This window comes from Sphingopyxis sp. QXT-31 (assembly GCF_001984035.1).
Taxonomy (GTDB): domain Bacteria; phylum Pseudomonadota; class Alphaproteobacteria; order Sphingomonadales; family Sphingomonadaceae; genus Sphingopyxis.
In genome coordinates, this window is the sequence record NZ_CP019449.1 from 3020257 (window position 1) to 3040917 (window position 20661).

At 66.9% G+C, this 20661-nt stretch carries 23 protein-coding genes; 7 read left to right on the plus strand and 16 right to left on the minus strand.

The window, feature by feature from the left end:
- Positions 1–148 precede the first annotated feature (148 nt).
- The 3 genes from BWQ93_RS14520 to xseA all read right to left on the minus strand — a co-directional run bounded on the left by BWQ93_RS14520 (position 149) and on the right by xseA (position 2796).
- Entirely contained in the window at positions 149–1081 is a 933-nt protein-coding gene (locus tag BWQ93_RS14520) for a M23 family metallopeptidase (RefSeq protein WP_077031174.1), read from the minus strand.
- On the minus strand, positions 1078–1284 hold the full coding sequence (locus BWQ93_RS14525) for a DUF2093 domain-containing protein (protein ID WP_077031175.1): 207 nt from the start codon (positions 1282–1284) through the stop codon (positions 1078–1080). The genes BWQ93_RS14520 and BWQ93_RS14525 overlap by 4 nt, the downstream gene beginning before the upstream one ends.
- Positions 1285–1371: 87 nt before the next feature.
- The gene (gene xseA / locus BWQ93_RS14530; protein ID WP_077031176.1) at positions 1372–2796 is read right to left on the minus strand and encodes an exodeoxyribonuclease VII large subunit; all 1425 of its coding nucleotides are present in this window, start codon (positions 2794–2796) and stop codon (positions 1372–1374) included.
- Between xseA and purD the strand changes: the two genes are divergently transcribed.
- From purD to BWQ93_RS14545, 4 genes are all read left to right on the plus strand, one after another.
- On the plus strand, positions 2795–4072 hold the full coding sequence (gene purD, locus BWQ93_RS14535) for a phosphoribosylamine--glycine ligase (protein WP_077031177.1): 1278 nt from the start codon (positions 2795–2797) through the stop codon (positions 4070–4072). The genes xseA and purD overlap by 2 nt on opposite strands.
- A 60-nt stretch (positions 4073–4132) precedes the next feature.
- On the plus strand, positions 4133–4864 hold the full coding sequence (locus BWQ93_RS14540; RefSeq protein ID WP_077031178.1) for a hypothetical protein: 732 nt from the start codon (positions 4133–4135) through the stop codon (positions 4862–4864).
- A gap of 51 nt (positions 4865–4915) precedes the next feature.
- Entirely contained in the window at positions 4916–5347 is a 432-nt protein-coding gene (locus BWQ93_RS20860) for a hypothetical protein (RefSeq protein WP_156878251.1), read from the plus strand.
- A 98-nt stretch (positions 5348–5445) separates the two neighbouring features.
- Positions 5446–5874: a hypothetical protein gene (locus BWQ93_RS14545; protein ID WP_077031179.1), complete on the plus strand. Its 429-nt coding sequence runs from the start codon at positions 5446–5448 to the stop codon at positions 5872–5874.
- Positions 5875–5919: 45 nt separating this feature from the next.
- Here the strand turns inward: BWQ93_RS14545 and BWQ93_RS14550 are convergent, their stop codons facing one another.
- Positions 5920–7242 (minus strand): hemolysin family protein, encoded by a 1323-nt coding sequence (locus tag BWQ93_RS14550; RefSeq protein WP_077031180.1) that lies wholly within the window; start codon positions 7240–7242, stop codon positions 5920–5922.
- Positions 7243–7455: 213 nt separating this feature from the next.
- Between BWQ93_RS14550 and BWQ93_RS14555 the strand changes: the two genes are divergently transcribed.
- Positions 7456–8145: an OmpA family protein gene (locus tag BWQ93_RS14555; RefSeq protein ID WP_077031181.1), complete on the plus strand. Its 690-nt coding sequence runs from the start codon at positions 7456–7458 to the stop codon at positions 8143–8145.
- 53 nt (positions 8146–8198) lie between these two features.
- Here BWQ93_RS14555 and BWQ93_RS14560 read toward each other — a convergent pair whose 3' ends face one another.
- The 7 genes from BWQ93_RS14560 to BWQ93_RS14590 all read right to left on the minus strand — a co-directional run bounded on the left by BWQ93_RS14560 (position 8199) and on the right by BWQ93_RS14590 (position 13228).
- On the minus strand, positions 8199–8825 hold the full coding sequence (locus tag BWQ93_RS14560) for a MarC family protein (protein ID WP_058806606.1): 627 nt from the start codon (positions 8823–8825) through the stop codon (positions 8199–8201).
- Positions 8822–9493 carry a hypothetical protein gene (locus BWQ93_RS14565; protein WP_077031182.1) on the minus strand — a complete coding sequence of 224 codons (672 nt, stop codon included), beginning with the start codon at positions 9491–9493 and terminating at the stop codon, positions 8822–8824. Before BWQ93_RS14565 ends, BWQ93_RS14560 begins: the two co-directional genes overlap by 4 nt.
- Positions 9493–10389 (minus strand): bifunctional methylenetetrahydrofolate dehydrogenase/methenyltetrahydrofolate cyclohydrolase FolD, encoded by an 897-nt coding sequence (gene folD / locus BWQ93_RS14570; protein ID WP_077031183.1) that lies wholly within the window; start codon positions 10387–10389, stop codon positions 9493–9495. Before folD ends, BWQ93_RS14565 begins: the two co-directional genes overlap by 1 nt.
- A gap of 4 nt (positions 10390–10393) precedes the next feature.
- A complete protein-coding gene (locus BWQ93_RS14575) occupies positions 10394–10702 on the minus strand; it encodes a YggT family protein (protein WP_077031184.1) in 309 nt (102 codons plus the stop codon).
- 35 nt (positions 10703–10737) lie between these two features.
- On the minus strand, positions 10738–11646 hold the full coding sequence (gene argB / locus BWQ93_RS14580) for an acetylglutamate kinase (protein ID WP_077031185.1): 909 nt from the start codon (positions 11644–11646) through the stop codon (positions 10738–10740).
- 153 nt (positions 11647–11799) lie between these two features.
- A complete protein-coding gene (locus BWQ93_RS14585; RefSeq protein WP_077031186.1) occupies positions 11800–12552 on the minus strand; it encodes a DUF3800 domain-containing protein in 753 nt (250 codons plus the stop codon).
- 4 nt (positions 12553–12556) lie between these two features.
- Positions 12557–13228 carry a queuosine precursor transporter gene (locus BWQ93_RS14590; protein ID WP_077031187.1) on the minus strand — a complete coding sequence of 224 codons (672 nt, stop codon included), beginning with the start codon at positions 13226–13228 and terminating at the stop codon, positions 12557–12559.
- Positions 13229–13354: 126 nt separating this feature from the next.
- Between BWQ93_RS14590 and BWQ93_RS14595 the strand changes: the two genes are divergently transcribed.
- Together BWQ93_RS14595 and BWQ93_RS14600 are read left to right on the plus strand one after the other, a co-directional pair.
- Entirely contained in the window at positions 13355–14743 is a 1389-nt protein-coding gene (locus BWQ93_RS14595) for a NupC/NupG family nucleoside CNT transporter (protein ID WP_077031188.1), read from the plus strand.
- A gap of 102 nt (positions 14744–14845) precedes the next feature.
- Positions 14846–15466, plus strand: a complete 621-nt coding sequence (locus BWQ93_RS14600) for a beta/gamma crystallin-related protein (protein WP_077031189.1) — start codon at positions 14846–14848, stop codon at positions 15464–15466.
- Between the two features lie 7 nt (positions 15467–15473).
- On the opposite strand, the gene BWQ93_RS14605 is transcribed toward BWQ93_RS14600, so the two are convergent.
- The 5 genes from BWQ93_RS14605 to egtB all read right to left on the minus strand — a co-directional run bounded on the left by BWQ93_RS14605 (position 15474) and on the right by egtB (position 20457).
- A complete protein-coding gene (locus BWQ93_RS14605) occupies positions 15474–16616 on the minus strand; it encodes an epoxide hydrolase family protein (protein WP_077031190.1) in 1143 nt (380 codons plus the stop codon).
- A 20-nt stretch (positions 16617–16636) separates the two neighbouring features.
- Positions 16637–17125 carry a hypothetical protein gene (locus tag BWQ93_RS14610; RefSeq protein ID WP_077031191.1) on the minus strand — a complete coding sequence of 163 codons (489 nt, stop codon included), beginning with the start codon at positions 17123–17125 and terminating at the stop codon, positions 16637–16639.
- 110 nt (positions 17126–17235) lie between these two features.
- Positions 17236–18102 carry a 3-hydroxyacyl-CoA dehydrogenase NAD-binding domain-containing protein gene (locus tag BWQ93_RS14615; protein ID WP_077031192.1) on the minus strand — a complete coding sequence of 289 codons (867 nt, stop codon included), beginning with the start codon at positions 18100–18102 and terminating at the stop codon, positions 17236–17238.
- A 68-nt stretch (positions 18103–18170) separates the two neighbouring features.
- Positions 18171–19157 (minus strand): L-histidine N(alpha)-methyltransferase, encoded by a 987-nt coding sequence (egtD, locus tag BWQ93_RS14620; protein WP_077031193.1) that lies wholly within the window; start codon positions 19155–19157, stop codon positions 18171–18173.
- 1 nt (position 19158) lies between these two features.
- Positions 19159–20457 carry an ergothioneine biosynthesis protein EgtB gene (egtB, locus tag BWQ93_RS14625; RefSeq protein WP_077031194.1) on the minus strand — a complete coding sequence of 433 codons (1299 nt, stop codon included), beginning with the start codon at positions 20455–20457 and terminating at the stop codon, positions 19159–19161.
- Positions 20458–20661: the final 204 nt, after the last annotated feature.

Consider the following 20661-nt stretch of genomic DNA (forward strand, 5'->3'; position numbering starts at 1 on the left):
AGAGTAAAGGAAATTTCCCGGGCTTCGCGCGGTTTCGCGACGCATTGTGACGTATTTGCAACAAGTCCGGGAAACGGCGACACACAATGATGGGCCGCGGCATATTTCGCGACATAAAGTTTCGCCGGTTACGAATTCGAGCCGGCGTTCAGCCGCCCATCGGGCCCGCCAGCTTGGCCGGATCGATCCGCGCGTCGCCCCATTTCATGCCCCAATGCATGTGCGGCCCCGTGGCCCGGCCCGTGCGGCCGACCGTACCCAGCACCTGCCCTTGGACGACGCGGTCGCCGACCTTCACGTCGAGCCGCTGGCAGTGGAGGAAGGCGCTGTTCAGCCCCATGCCGTGATCGACGATCAGCAGATTGCCCTCGAGCGTGAAGGGCGACGCAGCCGCGAGCACGACCACGCCGTCGGCCGGCGCGACGAAGGGCGTGCCCGCGGGCACCGCGATATCGGCGCCGCTGTGGTAGCTTCCGGGCTTGCCCTGATAGACGCGCTGCGACCCGAAATAGCCCGAGCGGCGCCCGGTCACCGGCCAGATAAAGCGCTGGCGCCAGCCCTCCGATGCCTGGTCGACGGCCCGCGCGGCGGCGATCTGTGCGAGCTCGGCGGGGCGGCGTCGTTCGAAATCGGCGTCGCTCGCCGCACTACCCCGATAGGGCGCGTTGATATGCTCGAGGCGCCAGGCACCGGGCGCGACGGCCAGCGCCCGCTCGATCCGGCGCCCGTCGACGAGCGTCGCGACCAGCTGCGCCGACGGCCCGGCATCGCGGTCGAAGGCGATCAGGAAGGCGCCGTCGGGGGCGAGCGCGACGGGCTTGCCGTCGAGCGCCAGCAACCGGGTGCCGGTCGGCGCCTGCCCGAGCATCGCGGCGCCCTGTTCGGCGAGGCCGCGCAGCGCGAAGTCGCGCGCGACGGGGGCGGGCGGCGCAGGCGGCGGAGGGGCCGGCCGTTCGACGACCACGGGAGGCGGCGGCGGAGCCACGGTGGCCGCGCCGTTCCCGGGCGGGATGCAGCTGGTCGGAATCGTCAGCAGCGCCAGCGCGATCGCGCCGCGCGGCCAATCCGTCGCGAAACTCATGCGCGGTGGTCGAGCGCGGCCTTCACCGAAATCGCGGCGCTCGCATAGGGCTCCTGCCGCGCGACCGACCAGTAGCGTAGCTCGTCGAGCCCGATCGGCGCGCCGCTGACCGCGCACAAAACATGGTCGCCGGGCGACAGGATACGAAAGCCGTTGGGGCCGTAGTGGAGGCGGGCGAGGCGGTTGCGGCTGGCGATCAGCATGAGTCTGGTTCCGGTGCGGGAGAGGCGGTCGCCCCGATCATAGCAGCATCGCGCCTCATCGCCACCCCCGCGGTCAGCCCCGCCCGATCAGAAGAGCTCGCCCTGCCCCCGGCCCGGCGCAGCGGGCGGCTTCTTCGCCGCCGGTTTCGCGGCAGCGGTAGGCGGCGGCGCACCCTCGCCCGCCACGGCGGCGACCTCGCCGTCGGCGAAGGCCAGCCGCAAATGCCCCGCGGCGACGGCCCTCGCGGCGGTCGGGACGATCGCCCCCTCGGCGTCGCGCACCATCGCATAACCGCGCGACAGCAAGGCGCGCGGATCGAGCGACGTCAGCAGCCGCCCCAGTCCTTCGAGCAGAGCGCGGTCGCGGTCCCAGCGCCGCACGAGCAGCGCCGGGCGCAGCGCTCCCGCGCGCGTCGCGAGCCGCTCCGACACCACGGTCAGCCGCTGCCGCTGCGCGCGACCCAGCCGGTCGGCCGCATCGTCGAGCCTTTGCCGCTGCGGCGCATAAAGCGCCTCGCGCTTGGGCAAATGCCGCGCCAGCGCCGTGAGCCGCTCGCCCGCCAGCGCCTGCCGGCGGTTCGCCGCGCCGATCATCCGCCCGCCCCAGCCGGCGAGGATTTCCTGCAGCTCGGCGCGCACCGGCACCGCGATCTCGGCCGCCGCCGTCGGGGTCGGCGCGCGGCGGTCGGCGGCATAGTCGGCGAGCGTCGTATCGGTCTCGTGCCCGACCGCGCTGATCGTCGGGATGCGGCAGTCGGCGATCGCGCGCACGACGACCTCCTCGTTGAAAGCCCACAGATCCTCGATCGACCCGCCGCCGCGCGCGACGATGACGAGGTCGGGGCGCGGCACCGCTCCCCCTGGTTCGATCGCATCGAAACCGCGCACCGCATTCGCCACCTGCGCCGCGGCGCCGTCGCCTTGCACCAGCACCGGCCAGACGATGACGCGCGTCGGGCAGCGGTCGGCGAGGCGGTGGAGGATGTCGCGGATCACCGCACCCGTCGGCGAGGTCACGACGCCGATCACGCGCGGCAGATAGGGCAAGGCCTGCTTGCGCCCCTGGTCGAACAGCCCCTCCGCGCCGAGCCGCGCCTTCAATTTCTCGAAGAGCAGCATCAGCGCGCCCTCGCCCGCGACCTCCAGGCTTTCGACGACGAGCTGATATTTCGAGCGCCCCGGATAGGTGGTGAGCTTGCCGGTTGCGATCACCTCGATCCCGTCCTCGGGGCGGAAGGCGAGGCGCGCCGCCTGCCCCTTCCACATCACCATGTCGATCAGTGCATTATCGTCCTTGAGCGCGGCATAGAAATGCCCCGACGCCGCGCGCTTCGTCCCCGACAGCTCGCCGCGCACGCGCACGCGCGCAAAGCCGTCCTCGACCGTGCGCTTGATCGCCGCCGACAATTGGCTGACGGACAGTTCGGGTGCATTGTCCCCCGGCGCCGCCTCGGCTAACAGCCGCGCCGCGGGGTCGGTTTCGGACACCGGATCGGGAAAAGGAACGGTCATGAATATCCTGCTGGTCGGCTCGGGCGGCCGCGAACATGCGCTGAGCTGGCAACTGGCGCAATCGGCGAGTTGCGGCAAGCTCTATGCCGCACCAGGCAGCCCAGGGATCGAAGCCTTTGCCGAATGCGTCGCGATTTCGGTCGACGACATCGACGGCCTTGTCGCCTTCTGCACCGCGCACAGCATCGATTTCGTTGTCGTCGGCCCCGAGGCGCCGCTCGTCGCGGGGCTCGCCGACCGGCTGCGCGCGCTCGGCATCGCGACCTTCGGCCCCGGCGCCGCGGCGGCGCGGCTCGAGGGCAGCAAGGGCTTCACCAAGGACCTGTGCGCCCGCGCGTCCATCCCCACCGCCGCCTACGCCCGCTGCACCAGCGCCGAAAAAGCGCATGCCGTGCTTGAAGGCTTCGACATCCCCGTCGTGATCAAGGCCGACGGCCTCGCCGCGGGCAAGGGCGTCATCATCGCCGAAACCGCCGAAGCGGCCGCCGCCGCGATCGACGACATGTTCGACGGCGCCTTCGGCGGCGCGGGCGCCGAGGTGGTGATCGAGGAATATATGACCGGCGAGGAGGCGAGCTTCTTCGCGCTCTCCGACGGCAAGAACGTGATGGCCTTCGGCAGCGCGCAGGACCACAAGCGCGTCGGCGACGGCGATACCGGCCCCAACACCGGCGGCATGGGCGCCTACAGCCCCGCCCCCGTGCTCACCCCCGAGCTCGAAGCGGCAGTGATGGACCGCATCATCCGCCCGACCGTGGCGACGCTCGCCGCCGAGGGCACGCCTTACGTTGGCGTCCTCTTCGCGGGACTGATGCTCACCGATCAAGGCCCCAAGCTGATCGAATATAACGCCCGCTTCGGCGACCCCGAATGCCAGGTGCTGATGATGCGCTATGCCGGCGACCTCGCCGCATTGCTCCACGCCGCCGCGACGGGCGGGCTCGCCGAGGCGGCCCCGCCGGCCTTTACCAGCGACTATGCGCTGACCGTGGTGATGGCCGCCAACGGCTATCCCGCGACCCCCAAAAAGGGCGGCGCGATCCGCGGCATCGCCGACGCCGAAAGAGGCGGCGTGCGCGTTTTCCACGCGGGCACCGCGCGCGACGGCGACACGATCGTCGCCGCGGGGGGCCGCGTGCTCAATGTCACCGCGACCGGGCGCAGCGTCACCGAGGCGCAGGCGCGCGCCTATGCCGCGGTCGACCGGCTCGATTTCGCGACCGGCTTCTGCCGCCGCGATATCGGCTGGCGCGAGGTCGCGCGCGAGGCGGAATGAGCGAAGCTGGACGGCGCGGACGCGCGCGCATAGGCTGACCGGAACACGAGGGAGACTATCATGGCGTGGCTTCAGGAAAATTATGTCATCGCGGTCGTCGGGCTCGTCGTCGCGATCGTGCTGCTGTGGTTCCTCTTCGGCCGCAAGAAGGCCGAGGATGTCGCGCCGCCGGTGGCACCGCCCGCCGAACCCAAGAAGCCGCTCGAAGCCGTGAAGCCCGAGATCGTCGCGGCCGAACCCGCGCGCTTCAAGCCCAAGGAACCGGCACCAGCGCCCGCTGCCCCGGTAGCTCCAGCGCCGACCCCGCTAGCTGAAGCACCGCCTCCGGCCGCAGCGCCCGTCGAGCCCGAACCGCAGCCGGCCCCGCCCGAAACGCCGCCCGCCCCGGCCGCACCCGTCGCCGAGGCCGAACCGGCACCCGCAGAAGCCGCGCCCGTCGAACCGGTCGAGGCCATCCCGTCGGCAGCCCTGGCACCGACGCCCGAACCCGAGCCTGCTGCCGCGCCGGAACCGGCTCCAGCTCCGGCTCCAGCCGCCGCCAAGGCCGACAATCTGCAACTGATCAAGGGGCTCGGCCCCAAGCTCGCGGGCCTGCTGAACGGGCTCGGCGTCACCGGCTTCCAGCAGATCGCCGACTGGACCGACGCCGATATTGCCGCGATCGACCCCCAACTCGGCGCCTTCCAGGGGCGCATTGCACGCGACAATTTCGTCGATCAGGCGACCTATCTGGCGCGCGGCGACAAGGCCGGGTTCGAATCGAAATATGGCGCGCTGGGGGGCGAGCTGTAACGACAGGTTTCGACCGATTGCAGACATTGGAAATCGACCTAAATTGAGCAAATGAGATTTCTGACGGTTTTCGCATTCCTTCTTCTGGCTTCCTGCGGCGGTGAGACGCACAGCAGCCTCTGCGATTTGGATCAAAATTTTCAAGGCTCCGAGGGCGACGATGTCACGTTTGATGCGATGCTGGTCAGAGGTAGTCAGCATGTACCCGCGATGGTGGTAGATAAAAAATGCTGGAAAGGAATTGCTGTGAACCCGAGCAACTCCTCACAGGAATTCCAACGAGCCTTCGATGCTCCCGGCACATTCAACAAATCTGCAAAAATATCCGGTCGGATCGTTACTCATCAAGATAGAACTTGGCTGGTAATCTTAGAGACGGACCGAATAGAAATTGGACCCGCAATGACGGCGAGCGAGGAAAGCCGGTTCGTTCAGAAAATGATTCGTGAACGAAACGAATATGTTGCCTCGCGTCATCCATAAGGCAATATCAACGTCCGCTAACCACCCCAAATCCGCCCCCTCCACCGCCCCCGAAATAATCCTTTCCTAAATTATCCCGCTATGTTCCAAACTGGCAGATGGAACGTCCCGACTCGCCCGTCCCGCTGCTCGCCGGCACCTGCCTCACCTTCACCCCCGTGGCCGCACAGCGCCGCCGCGCCGACGGCTGGACGCCCGAAATCCAGTTATGCTTCATCCGCGCCCTCGAGGCGATGGGCTCGGTCGGGCGCGCGGCGAAGGCGGTCGGCATGGGGGGCCGCTCGGCCTATCGCCTGCGCGACCGCCCCGGCGCCGAATGCTTTGCGGTTGCGTGGGACCGCGCCCTCTCGATGGGCCGGATGCGCCAGTTCGATTATGCGATGGGCCGCGCGCTCAACGGGGTCACCACCGTGCGCGTGCTGCGCGGCGGCGCGGTCGATGTCAGCGGCGGCCCCGACATGGACATCGTCCGCGCCGCGCTGCGCGAGGACGCAGCGCCGCTTAAAGCCACAAAGGACACAATTTGAATAAGCGCATGCGGGGCTTTTGTGGCTTTAGGCCGCCGACCGGCCCTATTCGGCCTCGTCGCCCTTCGGCTTGACGATCTCGCTGACCAGCAATTTGTCGATCTTGCGCCCGTCCATGTCGACGATCTCGAAGCGCCAGCCACGATCCTTGAACACCTCGCCCTCCTTGGGCAGATGCTTCAGGATCGCCAGCGCATGGCCCGCGGCGGTCGCATAGTCGCGGTCCTCGCCGAGCTCGATGCCCAGCCGCTCGGCCATCTGGTCGGCGGGCATCGATCCCGCGATCAGCAGGCTGCCGTCCTCGCGCTCGACGACAAAAGGCTCGCTGCCGATATCCTGGTCCGACGCGAATTCGCCGGCGATCGCCGAGAGCAGGTCGGCGGGGGTCACCATGCCTTCGAAATGGCCATATTCGTCGTGGACGAGCAGCACTGGCACCTCGGCGACACGCAGGCTTTCGAGCGCATCCATCGCGTCGATCTGGTCGTGGATCACCACGGCGCGGCGGGTGAGCTGTTCGAGGTCGAGCGTCTCGCCGCGGAACAGCGCCGCCGCGATGTCGCGCGCCTGCACCACGCCGACGATGTCGTCGACCGAACCGCGCGCGACGGGCAGGCGGCTGTGCGGGCTTTCGAGCAGCCGCGCGCGCACCGCGTCGTCGTCCGACGCGATGTCGATCCAGTCGACCTCGGTCCGCGGAGTCATCACCTCGCGCACCGGGCGGTCGGCGAGGCGCACGACGCCCGAGATGATCGCGCGTTCGCTTTCCTCGATCACCCCCGATTTGGACGCTTCGGCGACGATCAGGTGAAGCTCCTCGGCGGTGACCCGATCCTCCGATTCGCGGCTGAGGCCGAGGATGCGAAAGACGAGGCCCGAGCTGGCGTCGAGCAGCCAGACCAGCGGCGCGCCGATCTTCGACAGCCACAGCATCGGTACCGCCATGACGATCGCGATACGCTCGGGGGCGCGCAGCGCAAATTGCTTCGGCACCAGCTCGCCCGCGATCAGCGAAAAATAGGTGGTGATGACGATCACGACCGCAAAACCCGTCGTCAGCGCCGTTTCATCGTCGAGACCGAACCAGGATTGCAGGCGGTCTCCGACCGGCCCGCCGAGGCTGGCACCCGAATAGGCGCCTGCCAAAATGCCGATCAGCGTGATACCGACCTGCACGGTCGAGAGGAAGCGACCCGGATCGGCGGCCAGTTGCCGTGCGACCGCGGCGCCGCGGCTCCCCCGCTTTTCCGCGGCTTGCAACCGCGGCTGGCGGGCGGAGACGATCGCCAGTTCGGACATCGCGAACACGCCGTTGAGGAGGATCAGCACGGCGATGATCGCCACGTCACCCCAGGGAAAAGGGGTCATCTGTTTCGCGTCCGGCGCCTGCGCGCCCGCCCCCTGTCAGCTTCGGTCATGGCCCCGCTATAGGCGAAAGCGGCCCCGCTGCACAATGGGCGCGCTGGTGCCGGCTAAGGCCAGGTTCAGGCGACGAATGGAACCAGAGGCGCGGCCGGATGTTATCGGCAGAGCGACAGCAACGCCCGCAATCAGCGGGCCGCGCAAAAAGGGAGCGCATCAATGAATATCAAGACCATCAAACTCGCCGCGCTGGCGGGCATCGCCGCTGTGGGCTTGTCGGCCTGCGTCACCGATCCGGTGACCGGCGAGAAGAAGATTTCGAACGCTGCCATCGGCGGTGTCGGCGGTGCGCTCGGCGGCTATCTGCTCGGCGACCTGATCGGCGGCAAGAACAGCCGCACCGAGGAAATCGTCGGCGCGGGCATCGGCGCGGTCGCCGGCGCGGGCGTCGGCTACTATATGGACCAGCAGGAAAAGAAATTGCGCGAGCGCACCGCGGGCACCGGCATCGACGTCGAGCGCCAAGGCGACCAGCTGGTGCTCAACATGCCCGGCGACGTGACCTTCGATTACAACAGCGCGCTGGTGAAATCGCAGTTCCGCAGCGCGCTCGACAATGTCGCCGCGACTCTCGCCGAATATCCGTCGACCTATATCGACGTCTATGGCCACACCGATTCGACCGGCAGCGACAGCTATAACCAGGGATTGTCCGAGCGCCGCGCGTCGTCGGTCGCCGACTATCTGGCGGGCCGCGGCATCCAGCGCGCGCGCGTCGCGACGATGGGCTTCGGCGAATCGCAGCTCAAATGCTCGCCCGAGCGCGGCGAGGCCGATTATCAGTGCAACCGCCGCGTCGAAATCCGCATCGCGCCGGTGACGCAGAACGACGTCAACAACGCACGCTGATCATAGTCCAGTGGATGGAAGGGAGGGCGTCGCCTGCGGGCGGCGCCCTCTTTTTACGCCAGGTTGAAGCTGGCCTTGATGCCGTCGATCACGAACTGCGCGGCGAGCGCCGCAAGCAGTACGCCAAGCAGGCGCGTGATCACCGCCTCGCCCTTGTTGCCGATCAGCCGCATCAGCGGCCCCGCGGCGAGCAGCGCGGCGAGCGTCAGCAGCAGCACGAGCAGCAGCGCGCCGAAGATCACGAAGGCGCGGTCGAGCCCGTTGTTCTGCGACACCAGCAGCATAACCGAGGCAATCGAGCCCGGCCCCGCGAGCATCGGCATCGCCATCGGAAAGACCGAGACGTCCTCGACCTCAGGGGTCGCCTTGACCTTTTCGGCGCGCTGTTCGCGGCGCTCGGTGCGCTTTTCGAACACCATGTCGATCGCGATGATGAACAGCATCAGCCCGCCCGCGATGCGGAAGCTGTCGAGGTCGATGTGGAGGAAGCTCAGCAGCGCCTCGCCGAACATCGCGAAGAAAACGAGGATGCCGCCCGCGATGATCGTCGCGCGGATCGCCATCGAGCGCCGCTGCGCCGCGCTCGCCCCCGTCGTCAGGCTGGCATAGATCGGCGCGCAGCCCGGCGGATCGATCACCACGAAGAGCGTGACGAAGGCCGAGATGAAGAGATCGATCACGGCTGTTTGGGCGCCGCGACCTGGTCGTCGATTACCGGCGCCATCGCGCCGCCGTCCCACAGGCGGATGGTGATCCGCCGCGATCCGTCAGGGCGGACGACCGAGGTCCAGCTCAGCGTCTGGTCGGGCGACAGGCCGACCGCGCGGTCCTCGCCCTCGGCGCCCGCGTCGAGCGCGACGCCGGGGCGCGTGCCGCACACCGCCTGCTTCGAATCGATGAAGTCGGGCGCCACGCGCGGCGTCGCCAGCTCGTCGCCATGATCGGCCGTCCAGAGCGTCTTGCCGCTCTTCGGATCGCGCAGCCACACGGTCGTGAAATAGCCGTTCGCCGGCCCCTTCTGCCACGCACCGGTGGTGACGCCGACATTGCCGTCGCAGCTGACATAGACCGCGTGCGGCTGCCATTTGACCGCCTCGGCGGGATCCTTTTGCGTGCGCAGCCAGTCGCGCGCCTTCACCCGCTGCGGCACGAACATCACGGCATCGGGCGCCGACGTCTCGCGGAACGCCGTCCACTGCCCCCTTTCCTGCGCGAGGCGGGCGAAGCCGATCTCGGCGGCGACGAAGCCGCTGGGATTGGGACCGAGCGGGCGGTTGCGGATATCGTCGGGCTGGCCCGCGCAGCCGGCGAGCGCGAGGGCGAGCGAAGCGGAAAGCAGCAAGCGCATCAGAAACCCTCCGGATCGGTCAGCCCGGCGCGGCGATGCGCGGCGACGAGCGTGTTGCGTAGCAGGCAGGCGATGGTCATCGGGCCGACCCCGCCCGGAACCGGCGTGATCGCCGAAGCGAGCGGCAGCACCGACGCATAGTCGACGTCACCGACCAGCCGCCCCTTGGCCTCGCCCTCGGCCGGCGCAAGGCGGTTGATGCCGACGTCGATCACGACCGCGCCCGGCTTGATCCAGTCCCCCTTGACCATTTCGGCGCGGCCCACCGCTGCGACGACGATATCGGCGCGGCGGACGAGGTCCGCAAGATCCTTCGTCCGGCTGTGCGCCATGGTGACGGTCGCGTTCGCACCGAGCAGCAGCGCCGCCATCGGCTTGCCGACGAGGATCGAGCGGCCGATCACCACCGCGTCCTTGCCCGACAGATCGCCGAGCCGGTCCTGGAGCAGCAGTAGGCAGCCATAGGGCGTGCACGGCACCATGCCGGGGATGCCGAGCGCGAGGCGGCCGGCGCTGACCGGGGTCAGCCCATCGACGTCCTTGCCGGGATCGATCGTCGCGACCGCCGCCTGTTCGTCGAGATGGGCGGGGAGCGGGAGCTGGAGGAGGATGCCGTCGACCGCTTCGTCGGCGTTGAGCTGCTCAAGCAGCGCCTCGACCTCGGCCCGCGTCGCGCTGGCGGGCAGGCGATGCTCGAAGCTTGCCATGCCGGCGGCGAGCGTCGCCTTGCCCTTCGAGCCGACATAGACCGCGCTCGCCGGATCGTCGCCGACGAGCACGACCGCGAGCCCGGGGACGCGCCCGGCTGCGGCTTTGAAGGCGGGCACCGCGTCGGCGATGCGCGCGCGCAGTCCCGCGGCGAAGGCCTTGCCGTCGATGACATGCGCGTCACTCATCGGATCAGATCAGCCCCGCATTGGCACCGACCTCGACAAGGTAGCGCAGCACCGGCCCCTGCAGGATCGCGATCAGGATCAGCACGACGATCGGGGTCAGATCGATGCCGCCGAAATCGGGCATGATGCGCCGGATCGGGCGATAGAGCGGTTCGGTGATGCGTTCGAGCACCAGCCACAGCTGGCGCACGAATTCATTGTGGGTGTTGATCACGTTGAACGCGAGCAGCCACGACATCACCGCCTGGACGATGATGATCCACCACAGGATGTTGAGGAGCATCGAGAGGATCTGCAGGATCATCAAATACATTGGGAACTCCGGCCGAAAGGTCGATAGGGGATAGCTTAGCGATGAATGAGCGTGCCCGCACCCCGTGCGGTGAAAATTTCGAGCAGCATGGCGTGGGGGATGCGCCCGTCGAGGATGACCGCGGCCTCGACCCCGGCATCGACCGCGGCGACGCAGGTCTCGACCTTGGGGATCATGCCGCCGGTGATCGTCTCGTCGGCCTTGAGCGCGTCGATCGCGGCGCGGTCGAGGTCGGTCAGGAGATTCTTGTCCTTGTCGAGCACCCCGGCGACGTCGGTGAGCAGGAAGAAGCGCTTTGCCCCCAAAGCCCCGGCAATCGCCCCCGCCATCGTGTCGGCGTTGATATTGTAGGTCGCGCCGTCGGCGCCGAGCGCGACCGGGGCGACGACGGGGATATAATTGTCGTTGGTGAGATTCTTGAGAATCGTCGGGTCGACCGCGACGGGTTCGCCGACGAAGCCGAGGTCGACGTGGCGCTCGATCCCCGAATTGGGGTCGGGTTCGGTCCGGCCGATCTTTTCGGCGAGCACCAGATTGGCGTCCTTGCCCGAAATGCCCACCGCGCGGCCGCCGAGCGCCGCGATCCAGCTGACGATTTCCTTGTTGATCTTGCCCGCGAGGACCATCTCGGCGACCTCGGCGGTCGCGGCGTCGGTAACGCGAAGCCCCCCGACGAAGGTCGATTCGATCCCGAGCTGCTTCAGCATCGCGCCGATCTGCGGCCCGCCGCCATGGACGACCACCGGGTTGATGCCGACGGCTTTGAGCAGCACGACATCCTCGGCGAAATCGCGCTGCGCCTCGGGATCGCCCATCGCATGGCCGCCATATTTGATCACGAAGGTCTGGCCGGCGTAGCGCTGCAGATAGGGCAGGGCCTCGACGAGCGTCTCCGCCTTCGCGAGCAGGTCGGGCATGTGAGGAGTGGCGGGAACATTGGTCATGCGACGGGTCAATAGCTTCCTAAGTCGTTGAATACGATTCAAAACTTTTTCTTGAAATTTCTGCTACTTAATGCTATATAGAACTCGGTCTGAAACAGGGCTCAACCCTGAAGTAGGACTGACCCGGCGGGCGGCGAAAGCCGTCCGCCCTTTTCATAATTGTACAATTCCCAAATCGCTTGATCGACTTGCATGCCTATTCAGGACGGGCTTTAATCTCTCGAAATATCGATGGCCGCCCTTTCGGCGCACGAACGAATTTGGGGCGAAACGCTGCAACAAAAAATAGGCACAAACGTCCGCTATTTGAACAGGCAAGGAATCCTTGGAATCCTTGCCGTGCGGATCTTCGATGATTTTTCGAATGGGCATATTTCGAGATGCGCCGCCATAGGAACTGGGGATCGTATTATAAACGGACATCCGGCGAACTAGCCTGGTCAACTTGGAACCTGCCGTCGCGTCGGTTAAAACGAGACCATAGTCTTCGGAGAACTGCCCCGGAAAATTCGAGAAATGGAGAGTGTTTTCAAAGCGCTGAAACAAGACACCCCACGCTGTGTGGAACACGTCGTATCCGTCGGGTTTCCCTTGCTTGTCCACGATCACATTTGTGATCGAGAGATTCGGCAATTTTGCTATTTCATCGAGTGTATTCCGGAGGACGGCGAGCCGATCAATCTTACTTAAGCCGTCAACGGGGCTACGCATAAACTCCGAAGCATGAAGCTCGGTTCTAACGCCCAACCCATACACGCTCTTCAAAGTACGCCTGAATGCAAGCAACCGCTCAAGAAACTCCCGCCAATCGCGCTCGTGGATAACCAAGCCGGATAACGCAAAATATCGTGTAGGCGAGTTCGCAAGACCGGTATCGCCGCTCTCATCAACATACATAAGATACATGCATTTATCCCTGTCTGTCGAGGCTCCGGCCGAGCGCGACGAGCCCGGTGATCACGAAGGGGATGACGAGGATCGACAGCACGACCTTGGCCAGCATCTGCCCGCCCATCAGATTGGCGATCGGGAAGACGCCGTAGAAGGCGATGGTGACGAAGAGCAATGTATCGACGATCTGGCTGAGCGCGCTGGCGATCGCGCCGCGGATCGCGAGCCAGGTCGAGCCCGTCCCGGCGCCTTCGCGCCCGCGCAGCTTCGAAAAGATCGTGACGTTGAGGAATTGCGAGGTGCCGTAAGCGACGATCCCCGCCGCCATGAGCCGCGGCCCCTGCCCCAGGATCAGGTCGAACGCCGCGAGCCGGTCGGGCTGCATCTCGGGCGAAGCGGGCAGCGCCAGCACCAGCGAGATCAGCAGGATCGAGAGGATCAGCGGCACGAAACCCCACAGCACGAGCCGGTTCGCGGTACCCTGCCCGTGCAGTTCCGATACCGTGCTCGACAAGGCAACGAGCAGCAGGAAAGGAAATATCCCCGCCTCGACCGCCAGCCAGCTGCCGAGCGCGACCTGCTTGTTGCCCAGCACCCCGGCGAGCACGACCATGCCGCCATAGATGATCGTGAATAGGAAGAGCGAGGGCGAGAGCGTGCGCGGCAGCGCCGTCGATGAGGTGTCGGTCATGCCGCCCGATAGTCGGTTTTACGGATGCTGGAAAGTCCGAGAAGCGCGGCTCGCCGCGCGCCCCTTGCCCCGCCGCCAAAGCCCGCTAGACAGACGCAATATATTTGCGGGGGACGCACAGAAATTATGGAAAGCCTGATCGGTCTGCTCGGCATCGTCGCATTGCTTGCGATCGCCGTGCTGTTTTCGTCGAACCGCCGCTGGATTCGCCCGCGCGTCGTCGTGCCCGCCTTCCTGCTGCAAGCGGGGTTCGCGATCCTGGTGCTCGGCACGCCGTGGGGCCGTGTCGTCATCGGGGCAATGTCGACCGGCGTCTCGAACCTTTTGAGCTATGCCGACGAGGGCACGAAATTCCTGTTCGGCGAAGTGCTGACCCAGCCACCCTATGGCAAGGCGGTGTTCGCGATCGGCGCGCTGCCGGTGATCGTCTTCTTCGCGTCGCTGATCTCGGTCCTCTATTATCTGGGCGTGATGCAGCAGATCATCAAATGGGTCGGCGGCGGCATCCAGAAGATCACGGGCGTGACGAAGGTCGAGAGCCTGGGCGCCGCGGCGAACATCTTCGTGGGACAGAGCGAGAGCCCGCTGGTCATCCGGCCCTATCTGGCGGGGCTGACCCCGTCGCAGCTGTTCACGATAATGACCGTCGGCATGGCGGGGGTCGCGGGCACGATCCTCGGCGCCTATGCGGGGATGATCGGCGAGCATCTGCTCCCCTATCTGCTCGCGGCGAGCTTCATGTCGGCGCCGGGCGGTATCCTGATGGCGAAGATCATGATGCCCGACGATCCCAAGGATATCGGGATCGAGCCGATCGTGATGCCCGAGGCGAGCCACGACGAGGAAAAGCCCGCGAACATCATCATGGCCGCGGCGCAGGGTGCACAGACCGGCGTCAAGCTGGCGGTCGCGGTGGGCGCGGTGGTGCTCGCCTTCGTCGCGCTGGTCGCGCTGGCGAATGGCCTGCTCGCCGGGATCGGCGGCTGGTTCGATGTCGAGGGGCTGTCGTTCCAGTCGATCATCGGCCAGATCTTCCGCCCCGTAATGTGGCTGATGGGGGTGCCCTGGGCCGAATCGGACGCGGTCGGCGCACTGTTCGGCAGCAAGATCGTGCTCAACGAATTCGTCGCCTTCATCGACCTCGGCAATATGCAGAAGGCGGGCGGATTGTCGCCGACGTCGATCGCCATCGGCACCTTTGCGCTCTGCGGTTTCGCCAATTTCAGCTCGATCGCGATCCAGATGGCAGTCACCGGCAGCCTCGCGCCGAACCAGCGGCCGATGATCGCCAAGCTGGGGTTGAAGGCGCTGCTCGCGGGAAGCCTGTCGAACCTGATGTCGGCGGCGCTCGCGGGGCTGATCCTGAGCGTGACGCCGCCGTTGACGACGCCGGAGGATAAGGCGCCGGTGGCGGTGCCCGCGGCTGCGCCCGCGAGCGCGCCCGCCACCGCTCCGCCCGCCACCGAGTCAGCGCCGGCTGCGCCTACGGACACGGCGGCGCCCAAGCAGCCCTGAGCGGACGGCGGCCCATACCGATGATATTTGCGCGCTTTCCCCGCATGCGGTAAACTCGGCTCCAGCAACGAGTCTCCGGGTCACAGCAGCAGGGAGAGCGTTATGAAAGCCGTCCATCGTCTGTCCATCGCCGGCGCCTTCGCGGCGTCGCTGACCGGGGGGCTGCTCGCCGTCTCGGCCGCGCAAACCCCCGAAGAGCGCATGTACCGCCCACCCGAGGCCACCATCTATCGCGACGCGGGCTATCGCGGCCCCGCGGTGTTCGTCGGCGAGGCCAAGACCAATTTGGGGCTCGCCTGGCCGGTCAATTCGGTGCGCATCGCGAGCGGCCGCTGGGAGCTATGCGAAAGGACGCGCTATCGCGGGCAGTGCCGCACCGTCGAGCGCGACACGCCAATGCTGGGCAGCGTGCTGCGCGGGATGACCGTCCAGTCGATGCGCCCGGTCCGCGGCGGCGGGGGGGGCGGCGGATGGAACCCCAATCCCCCCGCGAACGATCAGAGCACGCGCGGCCAATTCGCCGAGTTCCACACCCAGCCCGGTACCAACGGCACTCGCGTGCTTGCCTGCACCAGCGGCTCGGCGACCGCGGCCTGCGCCGCGCGCAGCGCCGACACATGGTGCCGCTCGATCGGCTGGAACGGGTCGGCGCGCGAGCATATGGAGACGGTGAACCGCCGCGAATATCTGGCCGACGTGCTGTGCGTCCGCTCGGGTTATTGAGCGGCGGTCAGAGGCTCATTCCGGCGAAAGCGGCGCGAACCTCGCGGGCGAAGAGTTCTGGCTGCTCCCACGCGGCAAAATGGCCTCCTTTGTCGAGTTCGTTCCAGTAAACGATATTCTTGTAGCGACCCTCGGCCCAGCGGCGCGACAGGCGCATGATCTCGTTGGGGAAGAGGCTGCACCCGGTCGGCACATGGATCTCGCCGAAGCCGAACTGAGCGAAACTGTGCCAATAGAGCCGCGCCGACGAGGCCGCGCTGTTGGTGAGCCAGTAGAGGCTGACGGTGTCGAGCATCGCGTCGCGGCTGAGCGCCTTTTCGGGGTGACCCCCGATCGACTGGCCGCCGGGGTGGTGGCCGCAATCGGTCCAGCCGTGGCATTTCTCGACGATCCAGCACATCTGCCCGACGGGCGAGTCGGCGAGCGCGTAACCGATCGTCTGCGGCCGCGTCGCCTGCTGCGTCGAATAGCCATTGTCCTTGGCGCGGTACCAGCCGAAGCGCGCGAGATAGGCCTTCTCGTCGTCGGTGAGGTCGGTCATCGTCGCGGGGTCGGGCTGGCCGACGATCATGTTGACGTGGATGCCCGCGCAGCGGTCGGCATGGTTGCCGCCGATCGCGCAGGTCACCGCGCTGCCCCAGTCGCCGCCCTGCGCGAAATAGCGGTCGTAGCCGAGCGCCGCCATCAGCGCGTCCCATCCAGCGGCGATATGCTCGACGCTCCATTTGGCCTCGGTCGGCTTGCCCGAAAAGCCGTAGCCGGGGAGCGAGGGGATCACGAGATGATAGTCGGCCGACAGGGGCTCGATCACATCGAGGAATTCGAGCACCGACCCCGGCCAGCCGTGGGTCAGGATAAGCGGCCGCGCGGCGACATTATCCGAGCGGATGTGGAGGAAATGGATGTCGAGGCCATCGACGGTCGCGAGAAAATTGGGATGCGCGTTGAGCCGCGCCTCGATCCGGCGCCAGTCGTAATCGTCCTGCCAATAGGCCGCTAGTTCCTGCGCATAGGCGAGTGGCACGCCCTGGTCCCAGTCGTCGACCGTCTCCTTTTCGGGCCAGCGTGCGATCGCGAGGCGCGCCTTCAGATCGTCCAGCGCCGCCTGCGGCACCGCGACCTCGAACGGACGGATATTGTCGACCTGCATGAACCCCTCCCCCTTGTCGTCTACGGCCGCGCGGGCGCCTTGCAGCCGCGTTCGAGCCCGACGCCCTTCAGGAAGCCGCGACGCACCGTGCCAGCATAGACCGCGACCGCATAGCGCCGCCGCTCGGCATTGGCACCGGTGACCTCGCCGATCAGTCCGCCGAAGGGGATGAACGAGCCCGCCACATTGCCCGCTACGCGCCCAACGGTTTTTTCGCGCTTCTTCGCCTCGCTCGCCTCGACGCGCTGGTTGATGTCGGGGCCGAGCACCGCATCGAGCTCGTTGATCTCCTGCTGGATCGCGGCGCATTTGCCGAGACCGGCGAGCGAATAGGGGGCTTCCTGGACCGCGGCCAGCTTAGGAGGAATTTCCTTGCCATCGAACGGCTCGGTCACCGAATTGGCGGTTTCCTTGATCGTCGACTGTTCGGGCGATCCCTGTTGCGCGTGGAGCGGCGTGGCCAGCGCGGCGGTGATGAACAGAAACGAAGCAGCGAAATTGCGTATCATGGTCAGCCTCCTGTTGCGGCGCCCATGGCGCCTTGCCGTGCTAACGCCCGCGGGCCATTTCGGCTCCCGTCAATCGATGGCGCGATGGCGGGAAGCATGGCACCGCAGGATCACCGCGTCGGTACGGGCGTCTCGCCCGTCCAGTCGTAGAAGCCGCGCCCGGCCTTCCTGCCGACCCAGCCGGCCTCGACATATTTGACGAGCAACGGCGCGGGGCGGAATTTGGGATCGCCGGTGCCGCTGTGCAACACGCGGATGATTTCGAGGCAGGTGTCGAGGCCGATGAAGTCGGCGAGGGTGATCGGGCCCATCGGGTGGTTGAGCCCGAGACGGCAGCCGGCATCGATGTCCTGCATCGTCGCGACGCCCTCGCCCAAGGCAAAGATCGCCTCGTTGATCAGCGGCATCAGCACGCGGTTGACGATGAAGCCGGGGGCGTCGTTGGCGTGGACGATCTCCTTGCCGAGCCCGCGGCCATAGGCCTCGACCGTCGCCAAGGTGTCGTCGCTGGTCGCAAGGCCGCGGATCAGTTCGATGAGCCCCATCACCGGCACGGGGTTGAAGAAGTGGACGCCGATGAAGCGCGCCGGGTCGGGCGCGGCCTGCGCCAAGCGGGTGATCGGGATCGAGCTGGTGTTGCTGGCGAGGATCGCGGTGCCTGAGAGATGCTGGCCGACACTGGCGAAGATCGCGCGCTTGATCTCCTCGCGCTCGGTCGCGGCCTCGATGACGAGGTCGGCGGGGGCGAAGGCGCTATGGTCGGCGACGGGGGCGATGCGGCAGAGCAGCGCGTCGGCGTCGCCCTGGCTCATCTTGTCCTTGGCGACGAGGCGGCCGAGCGCCTTGGCGATGCCCGCCTTGCCCGCTTCGGCGCGCGCAAGGTCGATGTCGGAGAGCAGGACATCATGGCCCGCGCCCGCCGAGACCTGCGCGATGCCCGCGCCCATTTGCCCTGCCCCGATGACGCCGACGATCATATGCTGCCCTTTCGATATAGCCTGCCCGTGCCCCTACGGCTTCGGGCCAAAGCGTCAAGGGGCGAGGATCAGGGGGCCGAGCGGAACTCGGTCGCCTGCGCGAGGATCAGCGCGAATTTGGGGTCGGCGTCGTCCCACGTCGCGAGCGGGGTCCAGCCGCCGGCGCGGAGCAGCAGATTCGCGTCGCGCGGGCCATATTTGTGGCTGTTCTCGCTGTGGATCGTCTCGCCCTTCGCCATATGATAGGCGCGGCCATCGACGATGAAATCCATGTCGCAGGCGGCGACGAGATGCATTTCGATGCGCGCATGGACATCGTCCCACACGGCCTTGTGCTCGAAATTCTCCACCGGGATATCGCCGCCGAGCTCGCGGTTGATCCGCGTGAGGAGGTTGAGGTTGAACGCCGCAGTGACCCCCGCCGGATCGTCATAGGCGAGCTCGAGGATGCCGGCGTCCTTGATCCGGTCGATGCCGATCAGCAGCAAAGAGCCATCGCCGAGCGTCTCGCGCCAATTGCGCAGCAGGTCGATCGCGGTGCGCGCGACCATATTGCCGATCGTCGAGCCGGGGAAGAAACCCAGCTTGGGCAAGAGGCAGATCTCGCGCGGCAGCGCGACACGCTGGGTGAAATCGGCCTCGACCGGATAGATGGCGAGCTCGGGGAAGCGCGCCGCGAGTGCGAGCGCGCTGTCGCGGAGGAAATCGCCCGAGATATCGACGGGCACATAGGCGGCGGGCTGCATCGCCCCGAGCAGCAGCGGCGTCTTGGTCGAGCTGCCCGAGCCGAGTTCGACCACCGCGCGGCCGGGGCCGATCGCCGCGGCGATGGCGGCGGCGTGGCGTTTCAAGAGGTCGGTCTCGCTGCGCGTCGGATAATATTCGGGGAGCGCGGTGATGTCCTCGAACAGCGCCGAGCCGGTCGCGTCGTAGAACCAGCGCGCGGGAACCGCCTTTTGCGCCTGGCTGAGGCCCGCATGGACATCGGCGCGGAAGGCGATGTCCACGCCGGCGGCATCGGCATCGACCTGCCGAAGATGGCGAACAACGCCCATATCAAAGATCCTTTGCGAGGCGGACGCCGGTGAATTGCCAGCGCTGGTGGGGGTAGAAGAAATTGCGGTAGGAGGCGCGTATATGGCCGCGCGGGGTCGCGACGCTGCCGCCGCGCAGCACGAACTGGCCGCTCATGAACTTGCCATTATATTCGCCGACCGCGCCGGGCGCGGCGCGGAAGCCGGGATAGGGGCGATAGGCGCTGCCGGTCCATTCCCACACGCTGCCGAACATCTGTTGCGGTTCGGTGTCGCCGGCGAGCGCGGCGGGCTGGACGGGACCCGCGGCGTCGAGCTGGGCGCCGCCGTGCGGGTCGAGCGCCGATGCTGCGGCCTCCCATTCGAACTCGGTCGGCAGGCGCGCGCCGGCCCAGCCGGCGAAGGCGTCGGCCTCAAAGAAGCTGATGTGCGTCACCGGGGCGGCGGGGTCGATCGCCTGCCAGCCCGCGAGGGTGAACTGCCGCCCCTCGTGCCAATAGGCGGGTGCGTGGACATCCTGCTCCTGCACCCAGGCCCAGCCGTCGGCGAGCCAGAGCGACGGCGTGTGATAGCCGCCGTCGGCGATGAACGCCTGCCACTCGCCGTTGGTGACCAGGCGGCTGGCGAGCGCGTGCGGGGTCAGAAGCGCCGAAAACTGCGGAAGTTCACAGTCGAATGCGAAATCCTCGCCGGCGTGGCCGATCCGCACGACGCCCTCGGCGCCCTTGATCCAGCGCATCGGTCCCGCATCGGCCGAAACCGCGGAAATCTGCGCAACTTCATTCGCGATTGCGTCTTTTTCCCACACCGCGGGGCCGAGTGGATTTTGCGCGAAAAGATGCTTCACATCGGTGAGCAGCAGTTCCTGATGCTGCTGTTCGTGATGGATACCGAGCTCGACCAGCTTCAGCGCGGCGCGCGGCAGGTCGGGGATCGCGCTCTGCACCGCGGCGTCGACATGGGCGCGCCAGACGCGCACCTCGTCGAGCGAGGGTCGCGTCAAGAGGCCACGCTGCGGGCGCGCGTGGCGCGGTCCCTCGGCCTCATAATAGCTGTTGAAGAGGAAGGGGTAGCGCGCGTCGAACAATTCATAGCCCGGCACATGGTCGCGCAGCACGAAGGTTTCGAAGAACCAGGTCGTGTGCGCGAGGTGCCATTTGGCGGGCGAGGCGTCGGGCATCGACTGCGCGCTGGCATCGGCGTCCGACAGGGTGGCGACGAGGTCGAGCGACAGACGGCGCGTCGCGGCGAAGCGGCTGGCCAGCGCCATCGCCTCATCGGTGTCGCCGGTCAGGGGCGAAGCATCTTTCTGGCTGGCCATGAGCAGATAATCCCCGGGGTCCGATTCGGTTTCGCGGTGGAGAGGAATATGGTTACGGCGCGGGGGCTTGTCCAGAACATTTAGGGAACGATGTGTTATCGTTCGACGCGATTTTATTCAGCGGCGTTTAAGGGATTCGCGCAGAGGCGCGGAGACGCGGAGAGACGCAAGAAGGCCGTTTGCCCTGAGCTTGTCGAAGGGCCG